At 72.3% G+C, this 22,618-nt stretch carries 8 protein-coding genes; 4 read left to right on the top strand and 4 right to left on the bottom strand.

All coding sequences use genetic code 11. The annotated features are described in order from the left end of the window. A partial coding sequence (locus tag ACZ4VL_RS28090; RefSeq protein WP_468205150.1) for an amino acid adenylation domain-containing protein occupies positions 1-14,812 on the bottom strand: 14,812 nt, incomplete at its 3' end. Between the two features lie 193 nt (positions 14,813-15,005). Between ACZ4VL_RS28090 and ACZ4VL_RS28085 the strand changes: the two genes are divergently transcribed. Beyond that, positions 15,006-15,929 carry an ornithine carbamoyltransferase gene (locus tag ACZ4VL_RS28085; RefSeq protein WP_468205148.1) on the top strand — a complete coding sequence of 308 codons (924 nt, stop codon included), beginning with the start codon at positions 15,006-15,008 and terminating at the stop codon, positions 15,927-15,929. Between the two features lie 18 nt (positions 15,930-15,947). On the opposite strand, the gene ACZ4VL_RS28080 is transcribed toward ACZ4VL_RS28085, so the two are convergent. The 3 genes from ACZ4VL_RS28080 to ACZ4VL_RS28070 form a co-directional block, all read right to left on the bottom strand. Continuing rightward, positions 15,948-17,396: an amidase family protein gene (locus ACZ4VL_RS28080; RefSeq protein ID WP_468205146.1), complete on the bottom strand. Its 1,449-nt coding sequence runs from the start codon at positions 17,394-17,396 to the stop codon at positions 15,948-15,950. Continuing rightward, on the bottom strand, positions 17,389-18,156 hold the full coding sequence (locus tag ACZ4VL_RS28075; protein ID WP_468205144.1) for a thioesterase II family protein: 768 nt from the start codon (positions 18,154-18,156) through the stop codon (positions 17,389-17,391). Before ACZ4VL_RS28075 ends, ACZ4VL_RS28080 begins: the two co-directional genes overlap by 8 nt. 212 nt (positions 18,157-18,368) lie before the next feature. Continuing rightward, positions 18,369-20,354, bottom strand: coding sequence for an AfsR/SARP family transcriptional regulator (locus tag ACZ4VL_RS28070; RefSeq protein ID WP_468205141.1), 1,986 nt, complete (start codon positions 20,352-20,354; stop codon positions 18,369-18,371). A gap of 742 nt (positions 20,355-21,096) precedes the next feature. On the opposite strand from ACZ4VL_RS28070, the gene ACZ4VL_RS28065 reads away from it, so the two are divergent. From ACZ4VL_RS28065 to ACZ4VL_RS28055, 3 genes are all read left to right on the top strand, one after another. After that, complete coding sequence (locus ACZ4VL_RS28065) at positions 21,097-21,321, top strand: hypothetical protein (protein WP_468205138.1); 225 nt, start codon at positions 21,097-21,099, stop codon at positions 21,319-21,321. Between the two features lie 244 nt (positions 21,322-21,565). After that, positions 21,566-22,024 (top strand): helix-turn-helix domain-containing protein, encoded by a 459-nt coding sequence (locus tag ACZ4VL_RS28060; protein WP_468205136.1) that lies wholly within the window; start codon positions 21,566-21,568, stop codon positions 22,022-22,024. 260 nt (positions 22,025-22,284) lie between these two features. Then, positions 22,285-22,617, top strand: coding sequence for a hypothetical protein (locus ACZ4VL_RS28055; protein ID WP_468205134.1), 333 nt, complete (start codon positions 22,285-22,287; stop codon positions 22,615-22,617). Position 22,618: the final 1 nt, after the last annotated feature.

The following is a 22,618-nucleotide window of genomic DNA, read 5'->3' as shown; positions in this document are numbered from 1 at the left end:
GCCCCTCCAACGCGTGGAGGAACCACAGCCGACGCTGCGCCGCCGACAGCGGCACCCGCGCCGGACGCTCCCCCGCCGTCAACGCCTTCCGCGCCGCATCCGCACCCACCAGACGCAACGCCAGACCAGCCACCGTCGGCGACTCGAACACCGTGCGAACGGGGAGTTCGACGCCGAACGCGGTACGGATGCGGCTGATCAGCCGGGTGGCGCGCAGCGAGTGCCCGCCGAGTTCGAAGAATCCGTCGTCGATGCCGACCTGCTCGACACCGAGGATCTCGGCGAAGAGTCCCTGGAGGATCTCCTCCGCCGGGGTGCTGGGGCCGCGGTCCGCCCCGGTGCCGACGGGGCTCGGCGACGGCAGCACGTCGCGGTCCACCCGGCCGTCGACGGTCAGCGGCAGCCGGTCCAGGACCACCAGGGCGGCCGGGACCAGGTGGTCGGGCAGAGCGGCCCGTGCGAAGGCCGCGACGGCACCGGGCGTGACGGTGGAACCGGGGGCCGGCACCAGGTACCCGACGAGGGATCCGTCCCGTACCGCCACGGCGGCCCGGGCGATGTCGTCGTGTTCGGTCAGGACCGCCTCGACCTGCGTCGGGTAGGCGGTGAAGCCCGGGATCGGCAGCGGCGGACCCACGAACTCCAGCTCGCCGTCGGCGGTCCAGCGGACCAGGTCTCCGGTACCGACCATCCGCGCGCCCGGGGCGCCGAACGGGTCGGCGACCACCGTCGGTGCGGAGCCGAGCAGCGGCCCGCCGACGTAGAGCCGGCCGACGACGCCGGGCGGAACCGGGCACAGGCCGGCGTCGAGCACGTACAGGACGGTGCCGGGCAGCGGGGCGCCGAGGGGCACGACGGTGTCCCAGTCGTCCGGGTCGCAGGCGCGCTCGGTGACGGGGCCTGCGGCCTCGGTCAGCGAGTAGCCGTGCCACAGCGGCACGTCCACGGCGTCGAACCAGGCCCGCTGCAGCGGCTCGGCCAGAGCCTCGCCGGAGCAGAACACCCGCCGCAGGCCGGCCTCCGGTAGCGCCGGGTCGCCGATGAGCACGGCCAGCTCGGAGGGCGTGACGTGCAGCGTGGTGGCACCGTGCAGGACGGCGGTGCCGTGCGGGGCGGCCGTACGGCCGGCGCGTACGACGGTCGCGCCGGCGGTCAGCGGCCAGAGCAGCTCGTCTATCTCGCCGACCGTTCCGGGGGCGGCCGCCGACCGGACGCGGTCGGTGGAGTCCAGGCCGTGTACGTCCTGACGGGCCGCGATCCGGGCCGCGACGACGTCCTGCGGGACGACGACGGGCGTACCGGTGCGGGTGCGCAGGACGAACGGTTCTCCGCTGACGAGCGCGGTCAGGATGCCGGCCGGCGGCCGGGCCAGCAGCTGCCCGTACGTCGTTTCGACGTCGCCGTCGACGATCGCGACGGCGTCGGCCGGCTGCGCGGCGATCAGTTCGAGCAGGGTGGACGTGGGCACCGGAGCCCCCGCGTCACGGCCGGGCACGGCCTGCGGCAGTGCCATCCGGTCCACGACGACGTCCGCGTCGGCGCTCACCGTCTCCAGCAGGTGGACGAACTGCGCGGCCATCCGCTGCGCCGTGCCCGCGTCGAAGAGGTCCTCGGCGTACTCCAGGTCGATGCCGATGCCCTCGGCCGTTCCGTCTGCGCCGACCGCCTCCTGCACGTGCAGGGTCAGGTCGAAGCGGGCCGCTCCCATCTCGACGTCCTCGTCGAACGAGGCGTTCAGGCCGGCCAGCGCGAAGTCGTCCTCGTCGTCGTTCTCGAAGACGAGCATCACCTGGAACAGCGGGTGGTGGCCCAGCGAGCGCCCGGGCCGGACCACGTCGACCAGTCGCTCGAACGGCACGTCCTGGTGCGCGAAGGCGGCCAGGTCCGCGTCGCGGACCCTGCCCAGCAGCTCGCGGAAGGACGGGGATCCGGACACGTCGGTGCGCAGCACGAGGGTGTTGACGAAGAACCCGACGAGGTCCTGGAGGCTGTCGTCCGTCCGGCCGGCGATCGGCGTGCCGATCGGGATGTCGGTTCCGGCTCCCAGTTTGGACAGCATGAGGGCGAGGGCCGACTGCAACACCATGAACAGGGTCGTGTTGGTCTCGCGCGCCACGCCCTGGAGACGGCCGTGCAGCTCGACCGGGATGCGGATGGCGACCTCGCCGCCGCGGTGGGTGGCCTCGGCGGGCCGCAGCCGGTCCGTCGGCAGGGGCAGCAGCTCGGGTATGCCGTCCAGGGTCTCCTTCCACCACGCCAGCTGCCGGCTGACGAGGCTCTCCGGGTCGTTCTCGGCACCGAGCAGTTCGGCCTGCCACAGGGTGTAGTCGGCGTACTGCACCGGCAGTCCGGGCCAGCGCGGTGCCCGGCCGGCCCGCCGGGCCGCGTACGCGGTCGACAGGTCGCGTGCGAGTGCCCCGGTCGACCAGCCGTCGCTGGCGATGTGGTGGACCAGCAGGAGCAGCCGGTGTTCGTGCGGTCCGTCGCTGAACAGGGTCGCGCGCAGCGGGGGTTCGGTTTCGAGGTCGAAGGTGTGGCGGGCCGCGTCGGCGGGCTCCGCGACGTTGGTGGCCAGGACGGGCCTGGCCTCGTCGACGCCGAGCACCCGCTGGTACGGGGTTCCGTCGGCGTCGGACGGGAACACCGTCCGAAGCGTCTCGTGCCGGGCCACGACGTCTCCCAGCGACGCTTCGAGGGCCACGACGTCGAGCTCTCCGGTGAGGCGGATGAGCAGCGGCACGTTGTACGTCGTGCTCGGGCCTTCGAGCCGGTGCAGGAACCACAGCCGCTGCTGGGCGAAGGACAGGGGCACGCGGGCCGGGCGCTCCCTGCGTGCCAGGGCGGGCCGGTCGGCAGCCGCGCCGTCCATCCGGGTGGCGAGCCCCGCCACCGTCGGCTCGGCGAACAGCGTCCGGACCGTCAGCTCCGTGCCGAGCTGGGACCTGATCCGGCTGAGCAGCCGGATCGCGGACAGCGAGTGGCCGCCCAGGTCGAAGAAGTTGTCGTCGATGCCGACGTCGGCGACGCCCAGGGTCTCGGCGAAGAGACCGGCGATGATCTCCTCGGCAAGGGTGCGCGGGCTGCGCCGCACGGCGGCGACGGCGTGGTCCTCGGAGGGGAGTTCGGCGGGGATCTCGGTCACGACGACGAACGTGGCGGGCACCAGGTAGTCGGGCAGCACGGACTCGGCGAGGCGCCGTGCGGCGGTCGCGTCGCCGTCGTGGACGACGTACGCGACGACCCGGGCAGAACCGGCGACGACCGCGGCGTCCGCGAAGACCTCGCGCAGCCGGGCCGCGACCTCCGCGGGGTTGACGCGGAATCCGCGCACCACGCGTACGTCCTCAGGGCGTCCGAGCAGCTCGGTGGTGCCGTCCGAGGTGCGGCGGGCGAGCTCGCCGGAGGCGAGGGTGGCCACCACGCCCGGAGGCACGAGCCGTCCTCCGGCGTCGACGAGCGCGGTGTCCCGCTCGTCCTCGGCGAGCAGGTCGAGCCCGGAGACGGGCGTGGCGGGGTCGGCGGCGGCCACGGTCAGCAGCCGGATCAGGCGGTCGCCGAACGCGTTCATCGTCGCCCGGTCGAACAGGTCGGTGGCGTATTCGATCTCGCCGACGATTCCGGCCGGTTCGCCGTCCGGGCCGTACCTCTCCTGCAGACGGACGTCCATGTCGAACTTGGAGGCGTCGCCGACCACGTCCTCCAGCCTGGTCTCCAGGCCGGGCATGGTCAGCGAGACCTCGTCGAAGTTCTCGAAGGTCAGCATGACCTGGTACAGCGGGTGCCTGGAAAGCGACCTGACGGGGTTGACCACCTCGACGAGGCGCTCGAACGGCACGTCCTGGTGCGCGAACGCGGCCAGGTCGGTCTCGCGGACGCGGTCCAGCAGCTCGGCGAACGTGGGGTCGCCCGAGACGTCGGTGCGCAGCACGAGCGTGTTGACGAAGTAGCCGAAGAGGTCCTCCAGCGCCTCGTCGGTCCGCCCGGCGACGGGCGTGCCGATGGCGATGTCGGTGTCGCCGCTGAGCCTGCTCATCAGGGCGACCAGGCCGGCCTGGATCGTCATGAAGAGCGTGGTGTTGCCCTGGCGGGCCAGCCGCAGCAGGGCGTCGTGCAGCGCGGCGTCCAGACGCAGCGGCGCCTCGGCGCCGCCGTAGGTGGCCACCGGCGGCCGGGGCCGGTCGGTGGGCAGCTCCACGAGCTCGGGCAGGCCGCGCAGGGTCTCGGTCCAGTAGGCGAGCTGCCGGGAGATGGCGCTCTCGGGGTCGTCCTCACGGCCGAGCAGGTCGCGCTGCCAGAGGGTGTAGTCGGCGTACTGCACGGCCAGCGGCGCCCAGTCGGGGGCGCGCCCCTCGGCCCGTGCCGCGTAGGCGACGGAGAGGTCGTCGCCGAGCAGCGTCTCCGACCAGCCGTCGCTGGCGATGTGGTGCATGAGCGGCAGCAGGGCGTGCTCGTCGTCGGAGAGCCGGAACAGGGTGCAGCGGATGGGGAGTTCGTCGACGAGGTCGAAGTGGTACTGGGCGGCCTCGGCGAGAGCCGCCTCCAGGTGCTGCTCGTCGTCGGCGTCGGCGAGGATCAGGTCCACCACCGCTTCGTCCGCGGGCACGATGTGCTGGTACGGCGTGCCGTCGGCCTCGCGGAACAGGGTGCGCAGCCCCTCGTGCCGGGCGACCACGTCGTGCAGGGCGGTCCGCAGTGCCGGAACGTCGAGCGGTCCCGAGAAGCGCATGACGAGCGGCACGTTGTACGTCGAGCTGGGGCCTTCGAGCCGGTTGAGGAACCACAGGCCGCGCTGGCCGAAGGAGAGCGGCACGCGCTCCGGGCGCTCCATGGGCTCCAGGGCGCGCCTGGCCTCGCCCGCCTGGTCCGTCCAGCCGGCGAGCCCGGCGACGGTCGGCGTCTCGAACAGGGCCCGGACGGGCACCTCCACACCCATCGCGGACCGGATGCGGCTGATCAGACGGGTGGCGAGGAGCGAGTGCCCGCCCAGTTCGAAGAAGTTGTCGTCGATCCCGACCCGGTCCACGCTCAGCACGTCGGCGAAGAGGACCGCGAGGAGTTCCTCGCGCGGGTTGCGCGGTCGCCGGCCCTCGGCGGCACCGGACAGCGCGGGCGCGGGCAGGGCCTTGCGGTCGAGCTTGCCGTTCGGTGTGAGCGGCAGCCGGTCCAGCGTGACGAAGGCGGCGGGGACCATGTGGGCCGGCAGCGTGTCCGCGACGTGGTCGCGGACGCGGGCGGTGTCACCGCCGACCAGGTACGCGGTGAGCCGCGGGTCACCCGGCTGGTCCTCGCGCACGACCACGGCGGCCTGGGTGACGTCCGGCGCGCCGAGGACGGCGGACTCGATCTCGCCCAGCTCGATCCGGAAGCCGCGGATCTTCACCTGGTCGTCGGCCCGGCCGAAGTAGGACAGCGTGCCGTCGGCGGCCCGGCGGGCCAGGTCGCCGGTGCGGTACATCCGGGTGCCGGGCGCGCCGTACGGGTCGGCGACGAAGCGCTGCGCGCTGAGGCCGGGGCGGCCGAGGTAGCCGCGGGCCAGGCCGGCACCGGCGACGTACAGCTCTCCGGTGGTGCCTGCCGGGACGGGCTGCAGACCCTGGTCGAGGACGTACACGTGCAGGTCGGGGATGCCGACGCCGACGACGCTGTTGGCGGTGGCGGCCGCCGAGACGCGGTCGAGCGCATGGTGGGTGACGTGCACCGTGGTCTCGGTGATGCCGTACATGTTGACCAGGACGGGGGCGTCGTCGGCGTGCCGCTCGTACCAGGACGAGAGCCGTCCCAGGTCGAGGGCCTCACCGCCGAAGATCACGTACCTGAGGGCCAGGTCCGTGCCGGGGTTCTCCTCGTCGGCCTGCATGAGCTGGTAGAAGGCGGACGGGGTCTGGTTGAGCACGGTGACGCGCTCGTCCCGCAGCAGCCGCAGGAAGTCGAGCGGCGACCGGCTGACGTCCTGCGGCACGACGACGAGCGTGCCGCCGCGCAGCAGCGGGCCCCACAGCTCCCAGACGGAGAAGTCGAACGCGTAGGAGTGGAACAGCGTCCACACGTCGGACTCGTCGAAGCCGAACCACTGCTCCGTCTGGGTGAAGAGCCGCACGACGTTCTGGTGGGGGACCATCACGCCCTTGGGCTGCCCGGTGGAGCCGGACGTGTAGATGATGTACGCGCCGTTGTCCGGGCGCAGCGTCGGGCGTACCGGGTCGCCGGCGGGGCCGTCGGCCAGCTCCTCCATGACGACGCGGGTGATGCCGTCGGGCAGTGCCACGTCCGCGCGGACACTGGTCACGACGGCGGCCGGACGGGCGTCCTGCACGACGTACGCGATCCGCTCGGCCGGGTAGTTCGGGTCGAGCGGCAGGTAGACGCCGCCGGCCTTGAGCACGCCGAGGACGCCCACCACGAGGTCCGCGCTGCGCGGCAGGGCCAGCGCGACCACGGACTCCGGGCCCACACCCTGCGCGATGAGGGTGTGGGCGAGCCGGTTCGCCCGGGCGTTCAGCTGCGCGTAGGTCAGACGCTCCGCGCCGTCGACGAGCGCGGTGGCCCCGGGGTGCGCGGCGGCAGCGGCCTCGAACAGCGCGGGCACGGTCGTCTGCTCCGACGACGGGGCCGGCGCGGTCCACTGCTCCAGCAGCGCCCGGCGCTCCGACGGGGCCAGGATGTCCGTCTGCCACAGCCTCTGGTCCGGGTCGGCCACGACCGCCCGGAGCAGCCGGGCCAGCCGGTCGACGATCCCCTGCACGGTGGACCGGTCGAACAGGTCGGTGGCGTACTCGACCAGGCCCGACAGGCCGGCGGGCTCGCCGTCGGGGCCGTGCTTCTCCTCCATGTCGAAGTCGAGGTCGAACTTGGCGACGCCGGAGCCGACGTCCTCCAGGCCGGCCCGCAGACCGGGCAGGCCCAGGTCCGCCTCGGCGTTGTTCTGGAAGAGGATCATGACCTGGAACAGCGGATGGTGCGCGAGGGAGCGGGTCGGGTTGAGCACCTCGACCAGTCGCTCGAACGGCACCTCCTGGTGCGCGTACGCGGCCAGGTCGGTCTCCCGGACCCGGGCGAGCAGTTCCCGGAAGGTCGGGTTCCCCGAGGTGTCGGTGCGCAGCACCAGGGTGTTGACGAAGAAGCCGATCAGTTCGTCGAGCGCCTCGTCGGTCCGTCCGGCGATGACGCCGCCGAGCGGGATGTCGTCGCCGGCGCCGAGCCGGGTGAGCAGTCCCGCCACCGCCGCCTGGAACACCATGAAGAGGGTGGTGTTGGTGTGGCGGGCGAGTTCGAGCAGCTGGGCGTGCAGGTCGGCGTCGAGCTCGAAGCGGACCTCGTCGCCGCGGAAGCTCGCCGCGGCCGGCCGGGGCCGGTCGGTCGGCAGCTCCAGCTGCTCCGGGAGCCCGGCGAGGTTCTCCTGCCAGTAGGCGAGCTGCTGGGACAGCAGGCTCTTCGGGTCGTTCTCCGAGCCGAGCAGTTCCCGCTGCCAGAGCGTGTAGTCGGCGTACTGGACGGGCAGTGCGGGCCAGTCCGGCGCGTGCCCCTCGATCCGGGCGCCGTACGCGACGGAGAGGTCCCGCGCGAACGGCGCGTCCGACCAGCCGTCGCTGGCGATGTGGTGCAGCAGGAAGAGCAGGACGTGCTCGGTCTCCGACAGCCGGAACAGGGTGATCCGCAGCGGCAGCTCGGTGGCGAGGTCGAAGCCGTACCGGGTGGCGACGGCGAGCTGCTCGGCGAGCCCGGCCTCATCGGTCTCGACCAGGGTGACGTCCGGCTGTTCGGGGTCGGTGATCAGCTGGTAGGGCTGCCCGTCCACCTCGGGGAAGCGGGTGCGCAGGCTCTCGTGCCGCGCCACGATGTCGCCGAAGGCGGCTTCGAGGGCCTCCCGGTCGAGGGGGCCGGACATGCGCAGCAGCAGCGGCACGGTGTAGGTGGCGCTGCGGCCCTCGAGCCGGTACAGGAACCACAGGCGCCACTGCGCCGCCGAGACGGGGACGTACTCCGGCCGCGGCATCGGGGCGAGGGACAGCCTGGACTGCTCGGCGCCCTTCATCCGCTCGGCGAGTTCGGCGACGGTGGGCGCCTCGAACAGGTGCCGGATGGCCAGCTCCACGCTGAACATCGAGCGGATGCGGCTGAGCAGCCGGATCGCGGTGAGCGAGTGCCCGCCGAGGTCGAAGAAGCTGTCGTCGATGCCGACGGTCGGCACTCCGAGCACGGCGGAGAAGAGACCGCAGAGGATCTCCTGCTCCGGGGTGCGCGGCGCACGGAAGGAGAGCGGCACGGCGGCGCTGCCCCCGGCGGCCAGGTCGGCCGCCGGCGCGGCGGCCGGCCCGCCGGCCGGCGCGGTTTCCGGCGCGGTCGTGGCGGCTGCCGCTTCCCTGCCAACGAGCTCGCCGACGGACACGGATGCGTCGTCCACGAAAGCGGTGAGCAGGCGGACGAGGTCGGCGGCGAACACGTCGACCTGCGAGCCGTCCAGCAGGTCCGGCCGGTACTCCAGGCGCAGCTTCAGCTGCCGGCCGGGGAGCACGGAGAGGGTCAGCGGGTAGTGGGTGGCGTCGTGGTCCTCCAGCACGCTCGCGCGCAGGCCGGGCGCGGGCTCCCACACGTCGTCGTCATCGTGCGGGTAGTTCTCGACGATGGTCAGCGTGTCGAAGAGGTCGCCCAGGCCCCCGATCCGCTGTACGTCGTTCAGTCCGAGGTACTGGTGCGCGATCAGCCGTGACTGCTCGTCCTGGATGCGCTCCATCAGCCGCCGCAGGGGCTCCGCCGCATCGAGCCGGACGCGGACGGGCAGCGTGTTGATGAACATGCCGACCATCACCTCGCTGCCGGCCAGCTCCGCGGAGCGTCCGGAGTACGTGGAGCCGAACACCACGTCCTCCCGCCCGGTGCGGGCGCCGAGCAGCAGGCTCCACAGGCCCTGGACTGCGGTGTTGAGGGTGATCCCGTACTCGCGCAGCCGGTCCTGGAGCCGCCCGGACACCGTGTCGGGCAGGTCGCAGTAGACCTGGAGGGGGCGTGCGGGCGCCTCCGTGCCCGGCTCGGCGAGCAGGGTCGGCGCGTCGAGCCCGGCGAGCGCGCTGCGCCAGGCGTCGTGCGCGGCCGCACGGTCCTGCTGCGCCAACCAGGCCAAGTGGTCGCGGAACGCGGCGGGCTCGGGCAGGGACTCGCCGCGGTAGAGCGCGAACAGCTCGTCCAGCACCAGCTGCATGGACCAGCCGTCGAAGAGGATGTGGTGGTTGACGAGGACGAGCCGGTGCTCGTCCTCGGCGAGCCGGACCAGGGTGAACCGCAGCAGCGGCGGCCGGCCCAGGTCGAAGCGCTCGGCGCGCGCCTCGGCCACGACCCGGGCGAGTGCGGGCTCGCGCTCGGCCTCGGCGAGCCCGGAGAGGTCGACTTCCCGCCACGGCAGTTCGAGGCCGTCGACGACCACCTGCACGGGCTGGGACAGGCCCTCGTGGTGGAAGCCCGCCCGCAGGTTCGGGTAGCGGTCGAGGACGGTGGCCGCCGCAGCGCGCAGGGCGTCCCGGTCCAGCGGGCCGCTCAGCGCGAAGACCTCCTGGACGGCGTAGACGTCGGCGCCGCCGGAGTCGTAGAGGGCGTGGAAGAGCAGGCCCTCCTGGAGCGGGGCGAGCGGCAGTACGTCGGCGAGGCCGGGCAGGGCCCCTTCCAGCTCTTCGATGTCGCCCTGCGAGAGCTCCACGAGCGGCAGGTCGGACGGGGTCAGACCGCCGGTGCCGACGGCCGCCAGAGCGGTGAGCGAGGCGAACCAGGCATCGGCCAGGTCGCGTACCTCGTCGCCGGTCAGCAGCCCTTCCGCCCAGGTCCAGGTCGCGACGAGCCGCGCCCCGTCGGCGTGGTCGACGGTCACGGCGTCGAGCTCGATGCCGAGGCCGAGCGGTGCGGCGTCGTCGAAGCCCGCACCGAGCGCCGGGGCCTCCGGTGCGGGAGCCCAGTCGGCCAGTTCGGGGGCCGCGAACCGGCCCAGGTAGTTGAAGCCCAGCTGGGGGCGGGCGTAGTCGGCCAGTTCCGCGGCCGTCCGCGGGTTGCGGTGCCGCAGCAGGCCGTACCCGATGCCGTTGTCCGGCACCGCGAGCAGCTGCTCCTTGACGAGCTTCAGGGCGCGGACACCGTCCACGCTCCCCGGGTCGACCCGGACCGGGTACGCGCTGGTGAACCAGCCGACGGTGCGGGTGAGGTCGAGTCCGGGCACGATGTCCTCGCGGCCGTGCCCCTCCAGTTCGAGGAGGAGCGCGGAGGCGTCGACCCCGCGGCGGCTCCGCCAGTCGGCGACCGCCTGCGCGAGACCGGTGACCAGCACGTCCCGCACGCCCGCGCGCACGGCGGCGGGGACGGCGGTGAGCAGCGGTTCGGTGGTCTCGGCCGGCAGGGTGAGCGTCAGCGTCCCGGCCCCGGCGCGGACGTCGGTGGCGGGGTCCAGGGGCCGGCTGCCGAGCAGCGGGTCGGGGGTGTCGAGCACCGACCGCCACAGCGGCAGTTCACCGGTGCGGCGCTCCGCCTCCTCGTCGAGGAGTGCGCTCCACCGCCGGAAGGAGGTGCCGACGGGTTCGAGGGCCTCGCCCTCCCAGGCGGCCTGCAGGTCGCCGAGGAGGGGCTGCCAGGAGACGCCGTCCACGGCCAGGTGGTGCACGAGCAGCAGCAGCCGCCCGGAGTCCGCTCCGGCGTCGAACCACACCGCGCGCACCAGGTCGCCCTTGTGCGGGTCCAGTTCGGCCTGCGCGGCCCTGCTGTGCTCCTCGATCGCCCCGCGCAGCGCGTCGGCGTCGGCGCCGGCGGCGTCCACGCGGCGGACGGCGGCGGTGACGGAGCCCGGCGCGGGGACGGTGAGCCCCCACTCCTCGTCCAGGGTCAGCCGGAGCGCGTCGTGCCGGTCGAGGACCGACTGCAGGGCGGCGGTCAGGCGCTCGGTGCCGAGGCCGGCGGGCACGACGAGCAGCATCGACTGGTGGTAGCCGGCGACGGGACCGCCGAGGTCGCGCAGGTCCGCCATGACCGGCGTGGGGAGCAGCGTGCCGGTCGGGACGTCCTGGACGGCCGGGGCGGCGGGTGCCGCCGTGCGGGCGGCCGCCGCGATGCGGGCGACGGTCTTGTGCTCGAAGACGTCCCGCGGGGTGATGCGCAGGCCTGCCTTGCGGGCGCGGCTGACCAGCTTGATGGAGACGATGCTGTCGCCGCCGAGGTCGAAGAACCCCTGGTTCAGGCCCACTTCGGACAGGCCGAGCACCTCGGCGAAGAGCGAGGCCAGCAGCTCTTCCTCGGGGGTGCCCGCCGCTGCGGGGCCCTCGGTGCCGGGAGCGGGCAGCGCGGCGGTGTCGAGGCGGCCGTCCTCGGTGCGCGGCAGCTCGGCGACGGTGACGTACGCGTCCGGGACGAGGTAGTCGGGCAGCACGCGGGCGAGGTGGTCACGGAGGTCGACGGAGCGTATGGAGAGACCGGGGGTGGTCACGACGTAGGCGACGAGACCGTCCGCCACCGCCGCCTCGGCGAGTGCGGGGTGGGCGAGCAGGGCGGCGACGGTACGGGAGACGTCGACCGGGGCGCCGCCCACGACGACCGGCGTGCCGAGGCGTTCGAGCCGGCCGTCGGTCGTGTACCGGGCCGGGGCGCCGTCGAGGGTTCCGACCACGCCGTCGGGCACCGGCTCGCCGTTCTCGTCGACGACGCGGTCGCTGCGGCCGCAGAGCACGCTGCGCTCGCCGTCGGTGAGCAGGTCGATCGTGGAGATCCGGCGTCCGGGGTCGGCCATCGCGGCGCGCAGCAGCCGCCCCAGGCGGGAGACCAGTGCATCGACGGTGGAACCGTCGAACAGGTCGGTGGAGTATTCGGCGACCACGTCCACGCCGGCGGGGGCCCCGTCGGCCGCGAATCGTTCCTGCAGGCGCAGGTCGAGGTCGAACTTGGCGACTCCGGTGGCGGCCTCGTCCACCTCGACGGTGAGACCGGGCATGTCGACCCCGGCCAGGCCGAGGTTCTCGAAGGTCAGCATCACCTGGAACAGCGGGTGGTGCGAGAGGGACCGCGCCGGGTTGAGCGCCTCGACCAGCCGGTCGAACGGAACGTCCTGGTGCGGGTAGGCGGCCACGGCCGTGTCGCGCACCCGGTCCAGGAGCTCCAGGAAGGTCGGGTCGCCCGAGGTGTCCGTGCGCAGCACGAGCGTGTTGACGAAGTAGCCGACGAGTCCGTCGAGCTGTTCGTCGGAGCGCCCCGCTGACGGCGTGCCGAGGGGGATGTCGGTGCCGGCGCCGAGCCGGGTCATGAGCGCGGCGAGCGCGGCCTGGACCACCATGAAGACGGTGCGGCCGGTGGACCGGGCGAGCGCGGTCACGTCCCGGTGCAGGTCGGCGTCGAAGCGGGTGCGCAGTTCGCCGCCGCGGAAGCTCGCGGCCGGGGGCCGGGGACGGTCGGTGGGGAGTTCGACGAGCTGCGGCAGCCCGTCGAGCGCGGTCCGCCAGAAGTCGATGCCGTCGGCCTCGCCCTGCCAGAGGGTGTAGTCGGCGTACGTCACCGGCAGTTCGTCCCATGCCGGCTCCCGTCCGACGCGGCGGGCCGAGTAGGCCAGGGACAGGTCCTCGATCAGCGGCCGCTCGGACCAGCCGTCGCTCGCGATGTGGTGCATCAGCAGCAGGAGGGTGTGCTCGTCCGTGCCGGGCCGGGAGAACAGGGTGGCCCGCAGCGGCGCCTCCGTGTGCAGGTCGAACGGGTACCGGGCCGCTTCGGCCACGGCGTCCTCGACGTCCGGGGTGGTGACGACGGTGAGCGTGGCGGGGGTGTCGAGGACGACCTGGCGGGCGACGCCGTCCGTCTCCGGGAAGACCGTCCGCAGGGTCTCGTGCCGCTGGGCGACGTCGCGGACGGCGGCGCGCAGCGCCTCGGTGTCCAGCTTTCCGGCCAGACGCAGGACGAGGGGGATGTTGTAGGTCGCGCTCGCGCCCTCCAGCCGGTGCAGGAACCACAGCCCGCGCTGGGCGTGCGACAGCGGCATGGGGTCCGGGTGCTCGGTGCGGACCAGCGGCAGCCGGGCGGTGCCCGCCTCGTCGAGGCGGGCGGCCAGTCCGGCGACGGTCGGCGCCTCGAAGAGGGCGCGGACCGACACCTCGCGGTCGAGTGCGGTGCGGATGCGGCTGATCAGGCGGGCGGCGAGGAGCGAGTCGCCGCCGAGGTCGAAGAAGCCGTCGTCCACGCCGACCCGGTCGGTGCCCAGGACGTCGGCGAAGAGCCCTGCGAGGATCTCCTCGGCAGGGGTGCGGGGCGCACGGCCGGCACCGGCGGTGAGTTCCGGCGCGGGCAGCGCGGCGCGGTCCAGCTTGCCGTTCGGGGCGAGCGGAAGCTCGTCGAGCACCACGTATGCCGACGGCACCATGTGCTCGGGCAGCCGGGCGGCCAGCCGGTCGTGCACCGTGGCGGTCTCCGCCGCGCCGACGACGTACGCGACGAGGCGCTGCTGTCCGGGCCGGTCCTCGCGCACGGTCACGGCGGCCTGGGACACCTCGGCCAGTTCGGTGATCGCCGCTTCGATCTCGCCCAGCTCGATCCGGAAACCGCGGACCTTCACCTGGTCGTCGGCACGGCCCGCGAACTCGATGAGGCCGTCGGCGTTCCACCTGGCCAGGTCACCGGTCCGGTACATCCGCTCGCCCTCGGCGAAGGGAGACGCGACGAACCGCTGTGCGGTCAGGCCCGCCCGGCCCAGGTAGCCGCGGGCGAGCTGGACGCCCGCCACGTAGAGCTCGCCCTCCTCGCCCGGCTGCACCGGGCGCAGGGCGCTGTCGAGGATGTGGACCTGTGTGTTCGCGACCGGGGATCCGATGGGGACGTTCCGGTGGCTCTCGCCGGGCCGTACCTCGTGCGCCGTGACGTCGATCGAGGCCTCGGTCGGGCCGTAGTGGTGGCCGAGCCGCACGCCCAGCTTGGTGACGACCTCGTCCGCCAGGGAGGGCGGCAGCACCTCGCCCGCGACGAAGAGCAGCCGCAGCGCGAGACCGGGGGTGTCCCGGATCGCGGGCACCGCGACGGCCAGCAGGGACGGGACGAACTGGGCCACGGTGACGCGGTGTTCGGCGGCGTATTCGAGGAGCAGGTGCGGCAGGCCCAGCACGTCGTCGGGTGCCATGCAGATCGTCGCGCCGGCGATCAGCGGCAGCCAGATCTCCGAGCCGGAGGCGTCGAAGCTGAACGCGGTCCGGGCGAGCACCACGTCGGACGCGTCGATGTCCCACTCGCCGGCCTGCCACAGCATGTGGTTCGCGACGCCCAGGTGCGGTACGACCACTCCCTTGGGCAGACCCGTCGAGCCGGACGTGTAGATGACGTAGGCGGCGTTCGCGGTGCTGACGGTGACGTCGGGCGCGGTGTCCTCCCCCGACACCAGGTCGATGTCGTCGAGGAGTACGACGGGGGCCGCGGTGTCGGGCAGGCCGGCGCGCGTGGCGCTGGTGGTGACCACGACCGACGGCCGGCCGTCGGACAGCATGAACGCGATCCGCCGGGCGGGGTAGCGCGGGTCGACCGGCAGGTAGGCCGCACCGGTCTTCAGCACGGCCAGCATCGCGACCACCGCGTCCGCCGACCTCGGCAGCGCCAGTGCCACGACCTGCTCCGGGCCGGCCCCGAGGCCGATGAGCCGCCGCGCGAGCCTGTTGGCCCGGCTGTCGAGCTCGGCGTAGCTGAGCGTCGTCGAGCCGAAGACCACGGCGGGGTGGTCGGGGGCTCGACGAACCTGTGCCGCGACCAGTGCGGGCAGCGGCATCGTCGCCGCATCACCGTCCAGGCTCGCCCCGATCGGATTGCGCGTCGCACGACGGTCCACGCTGCTGGCTCCTGTACTTCGTCGACAACTCGTAACGGCCGGGGCGCACACGCACTTCCGACACGCTGCCAGACCGTACGGAGGGGCATTTTCAGCGTGTTATCGCGAGCCCATCCCGCCGGGGCCGGAGCCGATACCGCCCTGATAAACGGCGTGTCTACATTGCGAAGCCCGCTGAGCACAGGAGTCGCGAATGGTCCGCAACCACCTCATCTCGTTGGCCGACATCACCGATGCCGACCTCTACCGGATCGTGGACAGAGGAGGACGGTTCGCCTCCGGGGAGCGGCCGGGCGAGACGCTGGGCGGTGCCGTCGTCGGCGTGTACTTCCGGGCGACGTCGACGCGTACCCGTACGGCGTTCTCCGCGGCGGCCCTGCGCCTGGGCGCGCGCATCATCACGTACGGCCCGCACGACCTCCAGCTCAACACGGGTGAGACGACGGAGGACACCGGCCGGGTCCTGAGCGGCATGCTGGACGGCCTGGTCGCCCGCACGGCGGGCAGCGTCGAGGAGCTGCGCGCCCTGGCCGGCCAGGACCGGATGGCAGTGGTGAACGCGATGGGGGCGCAGGAGCACCCCACCCAGGCGCTGACCGACCTGACCGCGATGGCCGCACACTTCGGTGATCTGGCCGGGCGGCGCGTGCTCTACATGGGCGAGGGCAACAACACGGCTGCCGCACTGGCCCTCGCCCTGCCGCGCTACCCGGGCACGGAGCTGCACCTGCGGACCCCGGAGGGCTACGGCGTCGACCCGGAGATCCTGGCGCGGGCCAAGGAGTACGCGGCCCTGCACGGTTCGACCGTCACCGAGGGGCACGACACCTCCGACCTCCCCACGGGCGTCGACGTCGTCTACACCACCCGCTGGCAGACCACCGGCACCTCGAAGCCCGACCCGGACTGGCGCAAGGGCTTCGTCCCGTTCCGGGTCGACGAGGCCGTCATGCGGACCAGCCCGGACGCGGTCTTCATGCACGACCTGCCCGCGCACCGCGGCGAGGAAGTCACCGCCGCGGTGCTGGACGGGCCCCGTTCGATCGCGTTCACCCAGGCCGAGGCGAAGATGCACAGCGCCGCGGCCGTTCTGGAGTGGAGCCTCGGGGCCCTGTAGGTCACCGGGCAGGCCGGTTCACCGGGCGGGCGGGCGGCGGGTCGGCCACGCCCGCTCGAACGCGTGGGCGAGCCGCAGCAGCGTCGGCTCGCTGAACGCCCTGCCGGTGAAGGTGATGCCGACGGGCAGCCCGTCCGACCAGCCGGCCGGCACGCTGATCGCGGGGTAGCCTGCCAGGCCGGGCGCGAGTGCGGCACCGTGCGGATCGGGGTCGCCCTCGACCATGTCGATCAGCCACGGGGGCGGGCAGGTCGGCATGACCAGCGCGTCGAGCCGGTGCTCGTCCATGACGGCGTCGATGCCCTCCGCGCCCGCCATCCGCCGTACGGTGGCCAGCGCCTCCCGGTACGCCGGGTCCTCCACGTCGGGCGTGAGAGCGGCCAGCATCTCCAGGATGTCCTGTTCGAAGTACTCCAGTTCGACCGCCGCGTTCTCCCGGTTCGCCTCGACCAGGGCGGCGATGGAGCGCGGGTGGTCGCCGGGCGTCCGGGCGAGGTACTGGCCCAGAGCGTGCGCGGTCTCCTGCCTCACGACGTCGCCGAAGGCCGGATGGGTGGTGAGCTGCTCCGCCGACGGTATGTCCGCGCCTTCGACGATCACCGCGCCGGCCCGCGCCATGGTCTCCAGGGCGGCCTCTGCGACCTCGTCCGCCGCTTCGCTGTAGCCGAAGAACATCGTGCGGGGTACGCCGATGCGCGCTCCGCGCAGACCCTCCGCGTCGAGGAAGTGCCGGTAGTCGAGGGTGGGCACGCCCTCCGTCGCCGCGTCCAACGGGTCGGGACCGGCGATCACGGAGAGGACCTCCGCGGCGTCGGCGACGGTCCGGGCCAGGGGGCCGATCGAGTCGAAGCTGGGGATGGCCGGGATCATTCCCGCACGGCTGGTGAGTCCGGTCGTCGGCTTCACCCCGACCAGGCAGTTCGCGGCGGCCGGGCCCAGGATCGACCCGATGGTCTCGGTGCCGAGCGCCACCGCGCACAGGTTCGCCGAGACGCCGACCGCCGAGCCCGAGCTCGATCCGTGCGGTGACCGGTCCGTGTCGTAGGGATTGCGCGTCTGGCCGCCCCGGGCGCTCCACCCCGCCGGCCCGAGGATCCACGAGGTCTTGTTCGCCTTGCCGAGCAGCACGGCTCCGGCGGCCCGCAGCCGGGCGGCGACCGTGGCGTCGCGCTCCGGCCGGGAGCCGAGCATCACCGTGGAGCCGCTCGTCGTGTGCATCCGGTCGGCGGTGTCCAGGTTGTCCTTGAGGAGCACGGGGATGCCGTGCAGCGGCCCCCGTACCGGACCCGCGTCCAGCCGCGCGGCCTCCGCCTCCGCGTCCGGGTTCACTTCGATGACCGCGCGCAGTTCCCCGTTGTACCGCTCGATCCGGTCCAGGTACCAGCGGGTCAGCCCGAGGGCGGTGATCCGCCCGTCGGCGAGCGCCTGCCGCAACTGCGCGAGGGTCGCTTCGGTCGGATCAAACACGTGACACCGCCGGCAGGGAGGAGAGCTCGCGCAGCAGTGCCGGCTCGTGGTCGGTCAGGTAGAAGTGGCCACCGGGGAAGAGGCTGCGGGTGAAGGGACCCGTGGTGACCTCGGCCCAGGCATCGACGTCCTGCGGGCGGGCGTCGGCGTCGTCCGCGCCGTGGAACGCGTGCACCGGGCAGTCGAGCATCCTCGGCGCGCCGGGCCGGTACCTCGCCACCAGCGAGAAGTCGGAGCGGATCGGCGGCAGGACGAGGTCGAGCAGCTCGGGGTCCTCGAAGAGCTGGGCGTCGTACCCACCGAGCCGCTTGACCTCGGCGATCAGCTCATCGTCGCCGTACACCCCGTTCCCGTCGCCGCGGCGGGCAGAGCCGGGTGGGGCCGACTTGCGGCGTGCGGGCGGCACTTGACCGGACACCAGCAGTGCGCGCACCGGCACCCGCTGTGCCACCTCGTACGCGATCCACGCGCCCATGCTGTGGCCGAACAGCACGAGCGGCCGGTCGAGCAGCGGGATGAGCGCCTCGACGACCGCTTCGACCATCGGCTCCATCCGGTCGATGCAGGGCTCGGCCACCCGGTCCTGGCGTCCCGGGTAGCGTGCCGCGAGCACCTCCACATCGGGCGCCAGCCCGGCGGGCCAGGTGCGGAACGCGCTCGGGCCACCGCCGGCATGCGCGAAGCACACCAGGCGGACCCGGGGCCGTTCCACCGGTCGGTACCGCCTCAACCACTGGTCGGCCTGCTGAATGGCAGTCATGGTGTTCCTCCGTAGGAACGGTCACGTTCTCGTTCTCGTTTTGGCCGGCGGCATCGGCCGACCCGTCTGCGCGGTGCGTGCGGCAGTCAGGTGAACCGTCGCCGTCCCGGGAAGACGACGAGCACGGCCCGGGCACACGCGCACTGTTCACGTGGTGTGTGCCCGGGCCGCGACAAGTCTCCGAACACGCCCCGGATCCCGGCAGGGTGTCGTCAGGAGACGCTACGGAGGGCCGGTATCGGTGCGCTATCGCCCGCGTCCGCAGAGGCGGCCATCACCCGTTCCAGCGCCGCCGCCCGCTCGGCGGCGTCCTCCACGGCGTGAACGGTCTCCTCGGCGTGCAGGGACAGCAGACTGGGCAGGCGGTAGCGGAACCAACCGTCCACTCCCGCGTCCGTCACCTCCAGCAACGTGGCGTCCACGAGCTCCTCGAGGAGCCCCTGGGCGTTCATCGGATCGGTGTCGAGGAGCGCCTGCGCCGCCCAGACCGGTATCCGGTCCCCGTCGATGAGCCCGAGCCGGACGTACAGCTCCGCGGCCGCGGGCGGGAGCCCGCCGTAGCCGTTGAGCAGGGCCGTCCGCAATGCGGGAGCGCCGGTGTAGAGCTCCTCCAGCCGGTGCCGGGGATCGCTGAGACGGGCCAGCAGATGGGGCAGACGCCAATGGGGTTTGGCGACGAGTCGGGCGGCGGCCGCGGACAGGGCGAGCGGCAAGTGGTCGCACAGCGCGGCAAGCTCCTTCGCCGCGGCGGCGCCGCCCTCCTCGACGCTTCCGTCGCACACCAGGGAGGCGAGCAGCGCCACGGCCTCCGCGGGCCTCAGCTCCGGCAGCCTCAACCGGACCTGCGCCGCGATCGCGAGCACCCGGCAGCTCGTCAGGAGGAAGCAGCAGCTCCCCGCCTTGGACACCAGCTCGTGCGCGGCGGTGTCGTCGGGAACGCTGTCGAGGATCACCAGCATCCGTCGGTCCTCGACCCGCCGGTGGAACTCCTCGAGCCGCTCCTGGTGGCCCTTGGGGATCTGGGCGTCCGACAGGCCGAGGGCCCGCAGGAGCACGACGGGGGCATCGACGGTGTCGGTCCGTTTGAGATCGACGTAGAGCTGCCCGTCCGGGAACGCCTCGGTGGCTCCTCGCGCCCAGTGGAGCGCCAGCGCGGTCTTGCCGATGCCGGGGCGGCCGACGAGCAGGCCGACGGCCGAGGCTCCTCCGCGGGCCCGGCGGAGCAGGGCGTCGAGAGCGTTGAGCTCCCGGTCGCGGCCGATGAACGAAACAGCCCCCGGCGGTAGTTCGGGGAGTGCCGTGCCGGCGCTCAGCGGCCCGGGGAGGTCAGCGGCCGGCATCAGTGTGGAGGTCTCCTGGAGGATGGCCGTGTGCAGGTCCTGGAGGACGCGGCCGGGTTCCAGTCCGATCTCCTCGCGGAAGACCTGTTGCGCCTGGCGGAAGAGGCCGAGGGCCTCGGACCGGTGCCCCGACCGGTAGTGGGCGAGCATGAGCGCCGCGCGCGCCTGCTCCCACAGCGGCTGGTCGGACACCAGAGTGGTCAGTTCGGCAATGATCTCGCGGTGCCGGCCGAGCTGCAGCTGCAGGGTCGCGTACTGCTCGTAGGCGGTGAGCCGCCGGTGTTCGAGCAGCACCGCCTCCGTCTCGATGACGGGGCTCGATATGTCCGTCAGCACGGGGCCCCGCCACAGCGCGAGGGCCTGGCCGAGCAGGTCGGCCGATGCACCGGCGTTCCCGCGCTGGGCGAGCGTCTGCGCCGCTTCGACGCCGGAGGCGAACTGCGCCGCGTCGATCCGGTGTCCGCCCCTGCGCAACAGGTATCCGGGAGCCGCCGTGACGATCACCTTGTCGGTGCACCCCGCGGCCTGGAACGCCTTGCGCAGGCTGGCGACGCATATGGCGATCTGGGTGCGACTCGTAGCCGGCGGATGCCCGTTCCACACCGCCTCGACCAACTGGTCGATCGACACGACCCGGTCCGGCGCGAGCAGGAGCATCGCCAGCACGATCCGTTGTCTCGGTCCGCCGATCTCCACCCTCCGCGATCCGGCCCAGACCTCGAGCGGGCCGAGGACGCGGAAATCGAAGTGGCCGTCGTCCCGTACGTCGTCGCCCTTCGGTCGCGGGTAGAACGAGCCCCCGGCATCCCCGTGGCCCGAAACCGGCACTAAAGCGGTCATCGCTTGCAACATTCTCATCCCCGTTGATTTTTTGTCAGCTCTTGAATTCAAGAAATGTGTTCACGGCCATCGACGCAGTGGTCCCGGATTGCGGCTCACGATCTCATGACACCCCGTCATGCCATCCGCACAAAATCGGCATTGCAACGACTCTCCATGCAATCGTGCGGAAACGTCACACCGGCCCGCTCCGCGGGATCGCGCCGGAGTGGCACGGGGCATGGAGCACGCTCCGGACCGGCTCGGCGCGACACTTCTACCGTCTGACCAGCAGATTTCATCGGACGGCACCACTGGGGCGCACCGAGCGGACCGTCACCCTCACGTCGCCTCTGAAGCCGGTGTGGCACATGGTGGACAGCTCGTCCCGGCCCGCGTCGTCGGCCGGCGGCCCGCAGGGGAACATCGCCCGTGGCGGGCACCCGGCCCCCATCGGCCCGCGACCGGCATACTCGACTAATCCGAGCAAACCTCGGCGAGACTTACACGAGCATGATCGGGTGTCAACTGTTATCAATCCCGGCGGATACATGGGGTCGTTAAGCCGGAGCCGCATTCAGTGAAAGGGCTAAGTCCCTCTTCGAGAGCACGCGTTCACCGGGCCGCGGCCCGTACGAAAACGTCTTGGTCGCCGAATCACCGGCCGAGCGCGGCGGCCCGGCGCCCTGCCGTGTCTCCCCGCTAGAGCTGCACGGCGGCCGGCGCAACAACCCGCACCCGGCGGCACCTGGGGGCGCGGGCGGAGCACTTCGGGGAGGCCGTGGCAGCCGCCGAACACCTGCGCGAGAAAGAACACTCGTCTCCCGACGCGGAAACGGAGGAGAGCATGCGGGTAGCCGCGATCGCGTGGTGGCCGCTCCGGCGCCACCGGTCGGCGGGCGATCCCGTCATTGCCGCCGCGGGCGAGCGGTCGGAACACCTGGAGTTCTCTGCCGCCGAGTCGGCCGACGCGGCGCAGAGCCAGCACCCACTCGGGCACCCTTGATCTCGATCGGATGACGACGCGCCTCCCCCTGCGCTGAGGACGGAAGGAACCACTGGCGAGCGAGCCGAAGAGCATTCGACCGCGTCGACTCAAGTGAAGATCCCGTGAGCAGTTGATCTACACGTCAGTGGAAGACTTGCCTGTGGGGACGATAACTTGAGGGGCACCCCCCCTTCAACTCGTGTCACAGAACTGGCACGATCGTCGTTGACACAAGTGGAGACGGGGGAGAGTCGGAGGGATCGTGGTCGACACGGCAGGACAGAGCCTGGCTGACAGGTTGAACCAACTCTTCGCAAGGGTCAGGCCCGATCCCCATCACGAGTACAGCAACGAGCACGTCGCCGCGGCGATCCGACAGTCGGATGCCGGCGTCTCCATCTCCCAGAGCTACATCTGGCAACTCCGCAACGGCCGCAAGAGCAACCCCACGCTCATGCACCTCCAGGCACTGGCCGGGTTCTTCGGCGTGCCCACCGCATACTTCGTCGAGGACGAGGCGGCGGACCGGATCACGAAACAGCTGGAACTCCTCGCCTCCGAGCAAGCCCGCCTGCACGAGGCGTCTCAGGGCAACGACGTGAAACTGATGGCCATGCGAGCAGGTCAGCTGTCCCCAGGCCACCGGAAGCAGGTGATGGACCTGCTCGACGTCGTCTACCGCCTGGAACAGGCAGAACGGGCAATCCAGCCCGGTGATTGACCGATTCACGTCTGGCTGCCGGCAGGACCGCAGCGTTGGATGGAACGGCACCATGGCACCACGAGCGGAGAAACACCTTGAAAGAGCGAGAGCTGAGACGCCGATGCAGGCAGACCCTCCGGTCCCTCGGCATACAGCCGCCGCTCCACGTGCCGTCGTTCTGCCAGGCCTTGGGCGAACACAGGCGCCGACCCATCCGGCTGATCGACTATCCCCTGCCCGTCCCCGGACCGTACGGCGTGTGGATCGCCAGTCCATCGGTGGACTACGTCTTCTACCAGAGGGAAACCAGCAAAGCCCACCAGGACCACATCATCCTGCACGAGATCGGCCATATTCTGGCGGGCCATCAGAGTGACGAAATGGACGACGCTTTCTGGCAGTCGATGGCTCCGGACCTGTCCGTCGACGTCATCAAGCGAGCGCTCCGACGAACCTCCTACGACGACGAGCGGGAACGGGAAGCCGAACTGGTCGCCACCATCATCCTGGAGTGGGCGTCCGTACTGAACCGCGTGAGCCCGAGAACGACGGACGACCAATCGACCTTGCGCATCAATTCCGCACTGGGTGACAGGATGGGGTGGCTGTAGC

The organism is Streptomyces sp. NPDC029014, assembly GCF_055564695.1.
This window is presented reverse-complemented; position numbering and strand designations above follow the sequence as displayed.

What these genes read in the sequence shown, in the direction of transcription:
- ACZ4VL_RS28085 (WP_468205148.1), top strand. Translation starts at nt 15,006, where the DNA reads ATGGTCCGCAACCACCTCATCTCGTTGGCCGACATCACCGATGCCGAC.
- ACZ4VL_RS28075 (WP_468205144.1), bottom strand. Translation starts at nt 18,156, where the DNA reads ATGACTGCCATTCAGCAGGCCGACCAGTGGTTGAGGCGGTACCGACCG.
- ACZ4VL_RS28070 (WP_468205141.1), bottom strand. Translation starts at nt 20,354, where the DNA reads ATGAGAATGTTGCAAGCGATGACCGCTTTAGTGCCGGTTTCGGGCCAC.